The sequence below is a fragment of the Mesorhizobium sp. B2-4-7 genome, assembly GCF_006442685.1.
GTDB lineage: Bacteria > Pseudomonadota > Alphaproteobacteria > Rhizobiales > Rhizobiaceae > Mesorhizobium.
Map to the genome: position 1 here is coordinate 55,904 of NZ_VFVH01000001.1, position 13,568 is coordinate 69,471.

Annotated in this window: 16 protein-coding genes; 3 read left to right on the forward strand and 13 right to left on the reverse strand. The window is 63.4% G+C overall.

The window, feature by feature from the left end; translation table 11 throughout:
• Positions 1-3: 3 nt before the first annotated feature.
• The 3 genes from plsX to FJ946_RS00310 form a co-directional block, all read right to left on the reverse strand.
• Positions 4-1,074, reverse strand: a complete 1,071-nt coding sequence (gene plsX / locus FJ946_RS00300) for a phosphate acyltransferase PlsX (RefSeq protein ID WP_140494009.1) — start codon at positions 1,072-1,074, stop codon at positions 4-6.
• A 119-nt stretch (positions 1,075-1,193) separates the two neighbouring features.
• Positions 1,194-1,742 carry a DUF177 domain-containing protein gene (locus tag FJ946_RS00305; RefSeq protein ID WP_140565209.1) on the reverse strand — a complete coding sequence of 183 codons (549 nt, stop codon included), beginning with the start codon at positions 1,740-1,742 and terminating at the stop codon, positions 1,194-1,196.
• A complete protein-coding gene (locus FJ946_RS00310) occupies positions 1,739-2,287 on the reverse strand; it encodes a ubiquinol-cytochrome C chaperone family protein (protein WP_140494013.1) in 549 nt (182 codons plus the stop codon). The genes FJ946_RS00305 and FJ946_RS00310 overlap by 4 nt, the downstream gene beginning before the upstream one ends.
• Positions 2,288-2,401: 114 nt before the next feature.
• Between FJ946_RS00310 and FJ946_RS00315 the strand changes: the two genes are divergently transcribed.
• Positions 2,402-2,917 (forward strand): outer membrane protein assembly factor BamE, encoded by a 516-nt coding sequence (locus FJ946_RS00315; RefSeq protein WP_140494015.1) that lies wholly within the window; start codon positions 2,402-2,404, stop codon positions 2,915-2,917.
• A 244-nt stretch (positions 2,918-3,161) separates the two neighbouring features.
• Here FJ946_RS00315 and FJ946_RS00320 read toward each other — a convergent pair whose 3' ends face one another.
• On the reverse strand, positions 3,162-5,303 hold the full coding sequence (locus FJ946_RS00320; RefSeq protein ID WP_140521791.1) for a sodium-translocating pyrophosphatase: 2,142 nt from the start codon (positions 5,301-5,303) through the stop codon (positions 3,162-3,164).
• A 230-nt stretch (positions 5,304-5,533) separates the two neighbouring features.
• A complete protein-coding gene (locus tag FJ946_RS00325) occupies positions 5,534-6,034 on the reverse strand; it encodes a DUF2165 domain-containing protein (RefSeq protein WP_140515707.1) in 501 nt (166 codons plus the stop codon).
• Here FJ946_RS00325 and FJ946_RS00330 point away from each other — a divergent pair.
• Entirely contained in the window at positions 6,006-6,347 is a 342-nt protein-coding gene (locus FJ946_RS00330) for a hypothetical protein (protein WP_224519177.1), read from the forward strand. The genes FJ946_RS00325 and FJ946_RS00330 overlap by 29 nt on opposite strands.
• Positions 6,348-6,372: 25 nt before the next feature.
• Here the strand turns inward: FJ946_RS00330 and FJ946_RS00335 are convergent, their stop codons facing one another.
• From FJ946_RS00335 to FJ946_RS30625, 5 genes are all read right to left on the reverse strand, one after another.
• Positions 6,373-7,122, reverse strand: a complete 750-nt coding sequence (locus FJ946_RS00335) for an ABC transporter permease (protein ID WP_140494023.1) — start codon at positions 7,120-7,122, stop codon at positions 6,373-6,375.
• Positions 7,119-8,057 (reverse strand): ABC transporter ATP-binding protein, encoded by a 939-nt coding sequence (locus tag FJ946_RS00340; RefSeq protein WP_140565206.1) that lies wholly within the window; start codon positions 8,055-8,057, stop codon positions 7,119-7,121. The genes FJ946_RS00335 and FJ946_RS00340 overlap by 4 nt, the downstream gene beginning before the upstream one ends.
• Complete coding sequence (locus tag FJ946_RS00345; RefSeq protein ID WP_140556991.1) at positions 8,054-9,217, reverse strand: ABC transporter permease; 1,164 nt, start codon at positions 9,215-9,217, stop codon at positions 8,054-8,056. The genes FJ946_RS00340 and FJ946_RS00345 overlap by 4 nt, the downstream gene beginning before the upstream one ends.
• 316 nt (positions 9,218-9,533) lie before the next feature.
• Complete coding sequence (locus FJ946_RS00355) at positions 9,534-10,445, reverse strand: ABC transporter substrate-binding protein (RefSeq protein ID WP_140515701.1); 912 nt, start codon at positions 10,443-10,445, stop codon at positions 9,534-9,536.
• A gap of 79 nt (positions 10,446-10,524) precedes the next feature.
• Positions 10,525-10,734, reverse strand: a complete 210-nt coding sequence (locus FJ946_RS30625) for a hypothetical protein (protein ID WP_181165181.1) — start codon at positions 10,732-10,734, stop codon at positions 10,525-10,527.
• Between FJ946_RS30625 and FJ946_RS00360 the strand changes: the two genes are divergently transcribed.
• Entirely contained in the window at positions 10,651-11,223 is a 573-nt protein-coding gene (locus FJ946_RS00360; protein ID WP_140494031.1) for an NADPH-dependent FMN reductase, read from the forward strand. The two genes, FJ946_RS30625 and FJ946_RS00360, sit on opposite strands and share 84 nt — an antisense overlap.
• Positions 11,224-11,237: 14 nt before the next feature.
• Here FJ946_RS00360 and FJ946_RS00365 read toward each other — a convergent pair whose 3' ends face one another.
• From FJ946_RS00365 to ribH, 3 genes are read right to left on the reverse strand one after another with little or no spacing between them, the layout of a single operon-like run.
• Positions 11,238-12,452: an MFS transporter gene (locus FJ946_RS00365; protein ID WP_140521779.1), complete on the reverse strand. Its 1,215-nt coding sequence runs from the start codon at positions 12,450-12,452 to the stop codon at positions 11,238-11,240.
• A complete protein-coding gene (gene nusB / locus FJ946_RS00370) occupies positions 12,449-12,949 on the reverse strand; it encodes a transcription antitermination factor NusB (RefSeq protein WP_140494035.1) in 501 nt (166 codons plus the stop codon). Before nusB ends, FJ946_RS00365 begins: the two co-directional genes overlap by 4 nt.
• Positions 12,946-13,440: a 6,7-dimethyl-8-ribityllumazine synthase gene (ribH, locus tag FJ946_RS00375; protein WP_140494037.1), complete on the reverse strand. Its 495-nt coding sequence runs from the start codon at positions 13,438-13,440 to the stop codon at positions 12,946-12,948. Before ribH ends, nusB begins: the two co-directional genes overlap by 4 nt.
• Positions 13,441-13,568: the final 128 nt, after the last annotated feature.

Consider the following 13,568-nt stretch of genomic DNA (forward strand, 5'->3'; position numbering starts at 1 on the left):
TTCCTATTCCTTTGCGTCGCTGACGACGTCGGATTTCCTAGATGTCTGGGCATGCGGATTGCGCGCATGGAACAAGTCCAGGTCGGCCTCGATGCGGTCGAGCAGATTGTTGCGCACCATATCGTAGCCGAGTTCGATGGCGGCGGCGAAACCATCCGAATCGGCGCCGCCGTGGCTTTTCACCACAATGCCGTTCAGCCCCAGGAACACGCCGCCATTGGAGCGGCCGACATCCATCTTTTCGCGCAGGCGATCGAACGCGCCCTTGGCGAAGATATAGCCGATCCTGGCCATCAGCGTACGGCTCATCGCCGCCCGCAGGTAGCCGCCAATCTGGCGCACCGTGCCTTCCGCCGTCTTCAGGGCGATGTTGCCGGCGAAGCCTTCGGTGACGACGACGTCGACCACGCCCTTGCCGATATCGTCGCCCTCGACGAAACCGTGATAGTTCATCGAGGCCATATTGGCTTCACGCAGCATGCGCCCAGCCTCCTTGACCTCTTCCTGGCCCTTGATCTCCTCGACGCCGACATTGAGTAGGCCGACACTGGGCCGCGAGACGCCGAAGACCGATCGGGCCATGCCGGTTCCAAGGATGGCAAAATCGATGAGCTGGTGCGCATCCGCGCCAATGGTGGCGCCGACGTCGAGGACCACGCTTTCGCCGCGCAGCGTCGGCCAAAGTGCCGCGATCGCCGGGCGGTCGATGGTGGCCATGGTGCGCAGGCAGAATTTCGACATCGCCATCAGCGCGCCGGTGTTGCCGGCCGAGACGCACGCGTCCGCCGTACCCGACTTGACCGCCTCGACAGCCTTCCACATCGACGATTTCCAGCGGCCATGGCGCAGCGCCTGGCTCGGCTTGTCGTCCATCCTGACGGCCACCTCGCAGTGGAAGAATTCGCTCACACCGGCCAGCTTGGGAAATTTGGCCAGTTCGGGTCGTACGGCCTCCTCCCGCCCGTAGATGACGAAGCGGACGTCGGGACGGCGGGTCGCGACCGTCATGAGCGCCGGAATGACCACGGCTGGTCCGTGATCGCCGCCCATGGCATCGATGGAAATCCTGATCACGCGGTATTCATCTCACGGTTTTGCTTAGGCGGCGGATCGTTTTAGTGATCGCGAAGGTTCGGCGAAAATAGCGGTTTTGGACATTCGCACAACCGACTTTTCCGTCGCGGGTGAGGTTTTCAGGATTTTCCCAACAGCGACCGCAGTTTCTGCTGAAATTCATTCTCCACCGGTTCGGCCTCGCGGCCGGCATCAAGCGACGCACCCGGCTTGCGCGGATAAGGATCGATGGCCAGTCCGAAGAACTGCTCGGCGAGTGCCCCGACATCGATCGTGTCGCCTGAAAAAGTTTCGGGACTGTCAGGTCCATCCGCGTCGAGCAGGATCTCGCCGCCGCCTTCGAATCCCTGTCGTCCAAGCTTGGAATCCTCGGGCAGGAACAGAGCCTCGAATGATTCGTCGATATGCGCCCCGACCGGATCGAGCGTGACGATACAGGCCTGGGTGATGTCGGCCTCGACCCGGCCGCTGACCTTCACGCCATTGCGTTTCCACGGCGTCACCAGGAATTCGGCACGGTAGGCTTCGACCGAGAGCAAGCTGTGCTCTTCGGCGAGTGTCGCGCGCTGGGTGGCGTCGGCCTCGATGACCACCGGCACGCCCTTCTGCGGCAGGCGGGCGACGTTGGCAAAAAACGATACCGGACTTTGCGGATCGGCGTGCTTCATCGATCTGCCTCCTGGGCGAGCGGAAAGGTCACCGTGCCGGAGACGATCGCCCGGCACGGCTGCGTGGCCAGCCGGTTGCGGGCATCGGCGACATAGTCGGACAGTCGTGACGCTTCCGCCCAGGCCGCGGCGTCGGGCCGGACATTGCGTGCAAGGGCGGCGGTGAGCCCATCATGATCATTGCGCTCCAATGCGTCGTCATAGGCGGCGGTGCGGCCATAAAACATCTTCGCCAGCTTTTTCATGCGCTTGGGCACTCCGACATCGCCAATGCCGAGTTCCCGCAGCGAATGGTCGACGTCGAGGAAAAACTCGTCGATCAGCACCTGCGCGATCTCCTGCGCCACGCCGTCTTCCCCACGCAGCCGGTGCTGGACCAGGAACATGTGCAGCGACAGCATCTCGAAACGCCCAAGCGGCGTGTCCGGCACATTCCAGTGGGAATAAAATACGGTCTGCCGCGCGGCCGCCACGATTTGTGCGTAAAGCGCGTCGGTGATGGCGCGGTTGGCGTGGCGTTCGCGACCAAAAAGGCGCTGGAACATGGGGATGGTCTCCGGGGACCGTTTGTTGAATTGGCCTTGTTGCATCGGCAAGCAAGCTGGTTTACCGGTTTTGCGGCCCAGCGCAAGTTGCGGCGATATAGTGGAGAATTGTTGTTGCGCGCGCTGAATTTCAAGTCGACCTTCTCTTCCAGGCCCGCTGGCGCGATCTCGCTGCTGGCCATCATTGCGGCGCTTTCGGCCTGCAACAGTTCCAAGATGATCGGTGATCTGAACCCCAGCGAAACGCTGACGCAGGGGTATGTCATCGATCAGCAGGCGATCGATTCGGTGCCGGTCGGCTCAAGCCGCGAGCAGGTGCTGCTCGCGCTCGGCACGCCCTCGACGACGGCGACCTTCGACAATGAGGCCTTCTATTACATCTCGCAGACTCGCAAGCGCTATGTCGCCTTCGACAAGCCCCGGCTGATCGATCAGCATGTGCTGGCGGTTTATTTCGGGGCCGATGGGCGGGTCACCCAGATCGCCAATTACGGCCTGAAGGACGGCAAGATCTTCGACTTCATCTCGCGCACCACGCCGACTGGCGGCAAGGACCAGAACTTCCTCAGCCAGATCATTAACGGCGCCAGCAAGCTGGCGCCCGGCATTCCCGGCGGCGGCACTCCCTGATCTCAGACCCGCCTTCCCCTTGGGGATGGCAGCACCATCTCAGGCGACCAAAAACCCGTGGGAGCGATCCCACGGGTTTTTGTTATCATGGGGCGGGAGAGGCCGGCTCGTCGGCGATGGGCAGACAGCGACGGCAGGACGCGGACGCAGCCATTGAAATTCGTTTTCCGCCTTCCAAAACCGCCGTCAAATAAAAACCCGCGGGGATTGCTCCCCGCGGGTTTTCAATGTCGAGCTTTGCCGCTCAGCCGTGCGCCAGCACCGCCAGCAGCAGGAGCGCCACGATATTGGTGATCTTGATCGCCGGGTTGACCGCCGGGCCGGCCGTGTCCTTGTAGGGATCGCCGACCGTATCGCCCGTCACCGAGGCCTTGTGCGCCTCGGAACCCTTCAGGTGCTTGATGCCGTCCTTGTCGGTGAATCCGTCCTCGAACGACTTCTTGGCGTTGTCCCAGGCGCCGCCGCCCGAAGTCATCGAGATGGCGACGAACAAGCCGTTGACGATGACGCCGAGCAGAGAGGCGCCGAGAGCCGCAAAGGCCGACGCTTTCGAGCCCGAGATCAGCAGCACGCCGAAATAGACGACGAGCGGCGCCAGCACCGGCAGCAGCGACGGGATGATCATTTCCCGGATCGCCGCCTTGGTCAGAAGATCTACCGCGCGCGCATAGTTCGGCTTGGACGTGCCGGCCATGATGCCCGGGTCGTCACGGAACTGCTTGCGCACCTCCTCGACGATGGCGCCCGCCGCGCGGCCGACGGCCGTCATGGCGATGCCACCGAACAGATACGGGATCAAGCCGCCGAAGATCAGGCCGGCGACGACGTAGGGGTTGGAAAGATCGAAGGAGACCTCGCCCATGCCCTGGAAGTAGGGATATTTGTCGCCATTGGCGGCAAAGAATTTCAGGTCGTTCGAATAGGCCGCGAACAGCACCAGTGCGCCGAGGCCCGCCGAACCGATGGCATAGCCCTTGGTCACCGCCTTGGTGGTGTTGCCGACCGCGTCGAGCGCGTCGGTGGAGTGGCGCACTTCCTTGGGCAGGCCGGCCATTTCGGCGATGCCGCCGGCATTGTCGGTGACCGGGCCAAAGGCATCGAGCGCGACGATCATGCCGGCAAGGCCGAGCATGGTGGTGACGGCGATCGCCGTGCCGTAAAGGCCGGCGAGCTGATAGGTCGAGATGATGCCACCGACGATGACGATGGCCGGCAGTGCCGTCGATTCCAGAGAGACCGCAAGGCCCTGGATGACGTTGGTGCCGTGCCCGGTCACCGACGCCTGGGCGATCGAGTTGACCGGACGCTTGTTGGTGCCGGTGTAGTACTCGGTGATCACGACGATGAGACCGGTCACCACGAGGCCGATCAGGCCGCAGATGAACAGGTTCTTGCCGGTGATGACCATGCCGGCGACAGTGCCGACCTCGCCCCAGCCAAGCGTGGCCGAGGTGGCGACGCCCAAGCCCACGATGGACAACAGGCCGGTGACGATCAGCCCCTTGTAGAGCGCGCCCATGATCGAACCGTTGGAGCCGAGCTTGACGAAGAAAGTACCGACGATCGAGGTCAGGATGCAGGCGCCGCAGATAGCGAGCGGATAGAGCATCGCGGCACTCAGAACCGCGGTGCCGCCAAAGAAGATGGCGCCCAGCACCATGGTGGCGACGACAGTCACCGCATAGGTCTCGAACAGGTCGGCCGCCATACCGGCGCAGTCGCCGACATTGTCGCCGACATTGTCGGCAATGGTGGCGGGGTTGCGCGGATCATCCTCGGGAATACCAGCTTCGACCTTGCCGACCAGATCGCCGCCGACATCGGCACCCTTGGTGAAGATGCCGCCGCCGAGACGGGCGAAGATCGAGATCAGCGAGGCGCCGAAGCCGAGCGAAACCAGCGAGTCGATGACGATACGGTCATTGGGCTGAAGCCCCATGAAATGGGTGAGGATCAGGTAGTAGATCGACACGCCAAGCAGGGCAAGGCCGGCAACAAGCATGCCGGTGATGGCGCCCGACTTGAATGCGATGTCGAGGCCGGCGGCAAGGCTGTTGGAAGCGGCCTGTGCCGTGCGAACATTGGCCCGCACCGAAACATGCATGCCGATGAAGCCGGCCGCGCCCGAAAGCACGGCCCCGATCAGGAAGCCGATCGCGGCGGTGATGGACAGCAGCCACCAGGCGAGCAGCAGCACGACCACGCCGACGATGGCGATGGTGGTGTACTGGCGCGCCAGATAGGCTTGCGCGCCCTCACGGATGGCGGCGGAGATTTCCTGCATGCGTGCATTGCCCTGGTCCGACGCGAGGACCGAACGTGTCGCCCAGATGGCGTAAAGGACAGAAAGCAGGCCGCAGGCGATGACGGCGGAAATTATGGTCATGCCGGGTTTTCCTCGATTGCTGGCCCAAAAGAACCCCTCCCTGGGCCGTTGAGACAAAGACGGAATCCCGTGCGCGGAATCCCCCTCTTCGCAGCGGTGTATGCGAAACAGGGCCGCGAACGTCAAGATATTGTTCGGTTTTTGCCCGGCTTTCGCCCAAAAGAGCCAGACGGCGGCAGATGTCGCCATGCCGCTGCTGCTTTATATCGATTGAAATCACGGATCAGCACTCAGGTTTGGCGCAGATCACCGTCTGGCTGGATGACGAAGATCAGCACCGCCAGCATGGTCATGTAGAACATGAATGCCTTCTGCTGGCCGTTCCAGATGCTCGATTGCCACATGGCGAACCACTCGCCGCCCACCACCATAAATCCAAGATACCAGATCAGGAATCCCATCGTCGCGGCGATAACGGCGAATTTCTTGGCATCGTTGAAAACCTCTCCGCTGGCATTGCGCGCTTGCCACAGGTTCCAGGCCGCGATCAGGTAGAGCAGACAGGTCAGCGCCTCGCCGGCGATGATGAGCCAGTAGCCCGTCGTCCATAGCGAGGGGTCGGTGATCGAGCGATACATCAGCGCGTTCCCGGGAAAGGTCGTGTCCATGCTCAGCACGTGCTGGACAAAGGCGAAGTTTGAGCCGTAATCGGTGACGTTGCCGAAAGCGACAAGAAAGGCGAAAGCCGCCAGACAGAGACACATGACGATCTTGGAGAAGCGCAAGGTCATGGCAAGAACTCCTGCTGAAGGATCGGGGCATCGGCCCAATCAATCGCCGAGTCCCGAAGATCGCGCAACTGGCAGGCGGGTGTTGATTACGCTCACGGCCAGCGCAAGACATTATGCCGGCAAGCAAGTCATCGCCGAACCCATCGAGGCGCTCCAGCTCGGCAGCGATTGCGCCGTGGGTGATCTTGTCTCGCTCGTGAAAGCCGGCACACAACACGACTTTGCCGTCATCTGCCGCCGCTGGATCTGCAAAGAGCAAGGCATCGAACTCGAACTGACGCTCGACCACCCTGCCCGTTCAAGTGGACGTTGAAAGATCGGAGCACCGGGACAGAAGCCTACTCGGCCTGGCGCCCCATGCGCCGCGCGGCATAGCGTTCGACCGCCGACAACCCATCATAGATCAGCACGGCCAAGGCGGCGACGATCAGGCCGCCCTGCAAGATGAAAGCGAGATTGTTGGACAAGAGCCCGGCAATGATCACCTCGCCCAATGTCTTCGCTGCAACCGTCGAGCCGATGGTGGCGGTGGCCAGGCTGATAACCACCGACAGCCTTATGCCGCCGAGGATGACCGGCGCGCTGAGCGGCAATTCGACCTTCAGCAGCCTTTGCCAACCGGTCATGCCGGCACCGCGCGCCGCTTCCATGACATTGCCGGGCAACGTCGTCAGGCCGGTCAGCGCGTTCTCGAAGATCGGCAGCAGACCATAGAGGAACAATGCGATCAGCGTCGGCTTCTCGCCGAACCCGACCGCCGGCACGGCAAGCGCCAGCACCGCCACCGGCGGGAAAGTCTGACCGATATTGACCAGGCTGCGTGACAGCGGCAGGAATTCGGCGCCGGCAGGCCTGGTGACCAGGATGGCGAGCGCGACCGCCACGATGGTGGCGGCGAGCGTGGCGATCAGCACGGTGCGCAGGTGCAGCAGCATCAGCGTCAGCAAGCTGCCCTGATTGTAGATCACCGGCGCGCCGTTCTCGGTCAGCGGCTTGAGCAGCGGCTCGAACCAGCCGGGACTGGTGACGAAAGCGACCAGCAGCACCACCAGCGCAAGCCTGAGCAGCAACGGCAGCCAGGCTTTCATGCCGGCCTCGCCGCACGCTTCACCAAGCCGTCGACGGTAACGCGACCGAGCGGCTTGCCGTCGGCATCCTTGACCGGCAGCGCCGGGCGGCCGGACCAGAGAAGTTCGGCCAGCGCGTCGCGCTGGCTGGCGTCGCCAGGAATCGCCTCACCTTCCGCCGCGCCCTTTTCGACTGCGTCGCGCACGCGGCCGAGCGACAGCAGCCGGAACGGTTTTTCGCTGGCGCCCACCAAGGTCTCGACGAAGCCGCTGGCCGGCCTCGCCAGGATCTCCGCCGGCCTGGCATATTGTACCAGCTTGCCGGCATCCATGACGGCGATCTTGTCGCCCATATGCACGGCCTCTTCCATGTCGTGGGTGACGAGGATGATGGTGGTGCCGAAGCGCCTCTGGATCGCAAGAAGGTCTTCCTGCGCCTTGGTGCGGATTATGGGGTCAAGCGCGCCGAACGGCTCGTCCATCAACAGCACGTTGGGTTCGGCCGCGAGCGCGCGGGCGACGCCGACGCGCTGCTGCTGGCCGCCGGAGAGCTCGTGCGGGTAGCGCGGGCCGTAGGCCTGCGGGTCGAGCTGATAGAGCGTCATCAGTTCGTCGACGCGCGCCTTGATGCGATCCTTATCCCAGCCAAGCAGCACCGGCACGGTGGCTATGTTCTGCGCCACCGTTCGGTGCGGGAACAGGCCGTGGCCCTGGATGGCGTAGCCGATGCTGCGCCGCAGCTCGTAGCCGGGCACCGAGCGGTTGTCGGCGCCGTCGAGCTTGATGACGCCGGAAGTCGGCTCGACCAGCCGGTTGATCATGCGAAGCAGCGTCGTCTTGCCGGAGCCCGAGGTGCCGACGATGACGCAAAGGGTGCGGGGCTCTATGATCATCGAGACTTCATCGACCACCGTGATCGCATCGTAGCGCTTGGTAATGCCTTCGATCTCGATCATGCGGGGTCCGCCCTGCGCTTGGTTGAGGTCATTTCGATCACCGCGTCGAGAATGATGGCAGCAGCGAAGGCGAGCGCGACCGTCGGCACGGCGCCAAGCAGCACCAGGTCCATCGCGGTCTGGCCGACGCCCTGGAACACGAACACGCCGAAGCCGCCGCCGCCGATCAGGGCAGCGATGGTGGCGAGGCCGATGTTCTGCACAAGCACGATGCGGATGCCGGTGAGGATCACCGGGAAGGCCAGCGGAAACTCGACGCCGAACAGGCGTTGGCGATCGGTCATGCCCATGCCGCGCGCCGCGTCATTGGCGGCACGCGGCACACCGGCAAGGCCGACCACGGTATTGGCGACGACCGGCAGCAGCGAATAGAGGAACAGCGCCACGAACGCAGGTGCCGTTCCGATGCCGCGGATACCGAGCGCGGCCGCTCCCGGCACATGCGCCGCCACCCAGCCGAGCGGCGCGATCAGCAGGCCGAACAGCGCGATCGAGGGAATGGTCTGGACGATGTTGAGCACGTTGAGCACGCCGGCGCGCAGGCGCTCGACGCGATGGCACAGGATGCCGAGCGGCAGGCCCAGTATCACCGCCGCCGCCAGCGAACCGAGCGCCAGCGTGACATGTTTGGCGCCCTCGGCCCAGAAACTGTCGGCACGGTTGAAATATTCCTTGAGGATCGAAAGGCTGTCCCAGGATCCCGATATCAGCAGCAGCCCTATGGCGAGCGCGGCAACGACAAGCACGCCGACACGTGACCAGGGAGACAGGTTCATTCTCGTCAGCACGTCGGCCAGCAGGAGGGTAAAGGCAAAGATCAGCAGCCAAAACCCGGAGGCCGGCGAAACGCGCGCGAAGGTATTGCCTGCCGGGGTCAGGAATGTCCCGGTGACGCCGATCAACAGCGCGAGAGCCGCCAGCGTGATCACGCTGGCGGCAAGGCGCAGGACGAGCGGCGTTTTCAGCAGCGCGACAAGCGCGGCTGCGACAACGATGGCCAAAAGCAGCGGGCCGGCCATTGCCGGAAGTGCCTCTACGATCGAGCGCGCCTGGCCGGGCACGATGCGATTGGCGCGGAACGTGGCGAAGGGTGCTACGAAAGCCGCATAGGCAGCGATCGCAGCGATGACCACGCCGAGCTTGTCGAAGCGGAGGGTCATGGCCGCCCCTCAAAGAGGGAAATCTGCCACGAGGTACACAGTTGGCTGGCGACTGGCGAAAGCCGACGCGATTTCCGATCTCCCCCCTTGCGGGGGAGATGGCCGGCAGGCCAGAGGGGGGTGTGAAGGATCGCCAACTTTCGAGCGTCGGCTTGTTCGAAAACGGTCCTGTCCGAGCGCGCAGCTGTGACGAGTTGAGAGGTCGGCGGGACAGCACCCCCCTCTGTCCTGCCGGACATCTCCCCCGCAAGGGGGGAGATCGGCAGCTTCCAGAGGGGGGCGCCTCGCACCAGCATCACGGTCAGCTAAGCGCTGTCTACTTCAAGAACCCGTTCTTTTTCAAAAAGTCTTCCGCCACACCCTTGACCGGCTCACCGCCGACCTGGACGCGGCCGTTGAGTTCCTGCAGCGTGATGAGGTCGAGCTTGGCGAAGACCGGCTTCAACAACGTCTCGATCTCGGGATGCTCCTTCAGCACCGCCTCGCGGATGATCGGCGCCGGCTGGTAGACCGGCTGCACGCCCTTGTCGTCGTCGAGCACGACCAGCCCGGAGGGCGCGATGCCGCCGTCAGTGCCGTAGACCATGGCGGCGTTGGCGCCATTGGTCTGGTTGGCTGCCGCCGCGATGGTCGCGGCCGTGTCGCCGCCGGAGAGCGTGATCAACTGGTCAGGCTTCAACGTGAAGCCGTAGGTGGTCTGGAACGCCGGCAGGGCCGCGGCTGAATTGACGAACTCGGCCGAGGCCGCGAGCACCACCTTGCCGCCGCCGGCGACATATTTGCCGAAGTCGGACAGGGTGGCGAGCTTATTGGTTTCGGCCACCTCCTTGCGCAGTGCGATCGCCCAGGTGTTGTTGGCCGGCGACGGCGACAGCCAGACGATCTTGTTGGCGTCGTAATCGAGCTTCTTGGCCGTCTCATAGGCCTTGGCGGCGTCCTTCCAGACCGGGTCGTCGGTCTTCTCGAAGAAGAAGGCGGCATTGCCGGTGTATTCGGGATAGATGTCGATCTCGCCGGCGGTGATCGCCTTGCGCACCACCGGCGTGCCGCCGAGCTGGATGCGGTCAGTGGTCTTGATGTTGTTGGCGTTGAGGACGAGCTGGATGATATTGCCTAGCACGCCGCCCTCGGTGTCGATCTTTGAGGAAACAACCACCTGAGCATTCGCCGATGCCGCCGTGATGCCGAGCGCGAGCGCCGCGCCAGCCAGAAGCTTGATTGAAAACATTGTGAAAATCCCTTGCTGTGAACCGGAATTCGGTGCCGCATATGAGCACGGCTCCAACGTCTCGTCGGGGCACACGGTTTCATAACAAGTGGTACAGACGCAATATTTTTGTTCGGAAGGCCAATTGCGACGCGACGCTGGCGATCTGCTGCCATCTGGCGGATAATGCGGTGAGGGTGCGGGTGGCAAACACGGAGAGCGTGTCATGGCCATACACAAAGTCGGTTACCTCATCGGCAGTCTTGCCCGGGAATCCATCAACCGCAAGCTCGCGAAGGCGCTCGTTCAACTTGCCCCTCCCGAACTCGACATGACCGAAATCGCCTTCAAGGATCTGCCACTGTACAGCTACGACTATGACGCCGACTTCCCACCGGCAGCCCGGGATTTCAAAAAGGCGATCGCCTCCGTCCAGGCCGTATTGTTCGTCACCCCGGAGTACAACCGCTCGATCCCTGGTGGATTGAAGAACGCAATCGACTGGGCCAGTCGGCCCTACGGCAAGAATTCGTTCGCGCGCAAACCGTCGGCTGTCATCGGAACATCGCCGGGCGCCATCGCGACCGCCGTCGCCCAACAAAGCCTTCGAAGCGTTCTGAGTTTCTGCAATTCGCCCCAGATGAACGCGCCTGAAGCCTACATACAGTTCACGCCGGGGCTGATCACCGACGACGGCGAGGTGACGGTCGAATCCACTGAGGACTTCCTGCGCAACTACATGGCTGAGTTTCACATGTTCATAGCGCGAGTGCTTCAGGTTCTGCCGCCGGACGCATAAATTCAAATTGGGCGTCAAGCCAGACGCAAGCTCGCAATCCTCAGCGCGCCGAGCGCGACGAAGCATAGCACGGTGACGGGAAAGATCATCCAGTTCAGCATGGTCCAGCCCCAGGCATTGTAGACCATGCCCGACATCAGCGAGGCGCAGGCCACGGAGCCGAACAGGACGAAGTCGTGGAACCCCTGCACCTTGCCCTTTTCGGAAGGCCGGTAGCTTGCCGCGACCATGGCCGTGGCGCCGATGAAGCCGAAATTCCAGCCGAGGCCGAGCAGGATCAGCGCCGTCCAGAATTGCCATAGCGCCAAGCCGGACAGCGCGACGACCGCACAGCCGATCAGCAGCAGGAGGCCGACCGCGACAATGCGTTCAGCACCGAAGCGATGAATCAGCGATCCGGTGAAGAAGCTCGGCCCGAACATTGCCATGACATGCCACGAAATGCCGAGCGTCGCATCGTCCTCCGACAGGCCGCAGCCGACCATGGCGAGCGGCGCGCCGGTCATGACGAAGCTCATCAGGGCATAGCTGCCGACCGCGCAGAAGAGTGCCGCGACGAAACGCGGCTGCGTGACGATCTCGGCCAAGGGCCGGGCATCGCTGCCGGCAATTTCCGTTCCGCCGGCGGCGGCCCTCGCCGGCAGGCGCAGCAATGACAGGATCGCCGCGCCGACGGCGGCTAGCACCAGGATGGATGCGAACGAACCGGCAAACATCACCGGTGCGAACAACTCGCGGGTGAAGATGACGATCTGCGGTCCGAGAATGGCGGTGATGATGCCGCCCGCCAGTACGAAGGAGATGGCGCGCGCCTTGAACTGCGGCGGCGCATTGTCGGCGGCGGCAAAGCGGAACTGCTGGACGAAGGCGCCACCGACACCGATCACCGTCAGGCCGAAGGCAAACAGCCAAAAACTGCCATGGAAGAGTGCCAGCGTCGCGACCAGACCGCCAAGCGCGGTGACGATCGTACCGGTCACGAAGCCGCCGCGCTGGCCCATGGCGCGGATGATGGCCGCCGCCGGCAGCGCACCGAGTGCCACGCCGAGATTGAAGCCGGTGATCGGCGCCGTCGCCAGCGACTTGTCCGGGCCGAGCAGATATTGACCGGCAAGCGCGCCCATGGAGATGGCGATGGGCGCTGCCGAACCGATGATCGCCTGCGAGGCGGCGAGGATCAACGCGGTGCGCCGCGCCTCCCTGGCCGCCTCGATGGCGACCGCCGTCATGAAGCGTCCTTGCCGCGTCCCTCGCCACGCACCCGACGGGAGACGCGATCGAGCACGGCGTTGACCAGCTTCGGCTCGTCTTCCTCGTAGAAAGCCTTGGCGATATCGACGTATTCGGAAACGATCACCGCCACCGGCACGTCTTCGCGCTTCATCAGTTCGTAGACACCGGCGCGCAGGATTGCGCGCAGTGTCGAATCGAGGCGCGACAGCGGCCAGTCATCGGTCAGCGCCTGGCGGATAACCGGATCGATGGTTTTCTGGTCCTCGACGACACCGGTGAGGATGGCGCGGAACCATTGGGCATCCGCCTCGCGGTAAAGCGCGCCATCGACTTCCTTGCCAAGGCGAAACGCTTCGTATTCGGCAGTGATCTCGAAGACGCCGCTGCCGGCGACATCCATCTGATACAGGGCCTGCACGGCGGCAAGCCGCGCCGCGCCGCGCTTGTTGGCGTGGCGCACCGTGGGCTGTCCGGGCGAAGCGGGGTCGCTCACGATCGTGCTCCCAGTCGTTCCTTGAGCGCGATCATGGTCAGCGCCGCGCGCGCGGCAAAGCCACCCTTGTCGCCCTCCGAACGCTTGGCTCGCGTCCAGGCCTGCGCGTCGTTTTCCGTGGTCAGGATGCCGTTGCCGATACAGACCGAGTCCTGGACGGACAGGTCCATCAGTGCGCGGCTGGATTCATTGGCGACGATATCGAAGTGATAGGTGTCCCCGCGGACGACGGTGCCAAGCGCGACGAAGCCGTCATAGTTCATGCCGCCTTCCGCCGCGCCGTCCAGCGCGAAGGTAATGACGGCGGGAATTTCGAGCGAACCTGGAACGGTGACGACGTCGTAGGTCGCACCCGCTTCGTCAAGCGCGCTCGTCGCGCCTTCGAGCAGCGCGTCGGCAAGATCGTCGTGGAAGCGTGCCTCGATAACGAGAAGGTGGGCCTTCTTCTTCGGGCGAATGAACGCTTTGCCGTGTTGGGATGTGCCAGCCATAAATGTCTCCGGGATCGCCGGTGACTTAGGCCGAAGCCGGATTGATCGCAAGCACAAGATTGCCTCAGGCTCTCAGTCCAGACAACAATGGCTTCGTGATCTACCAACGGCCTGCATCTATATCGACC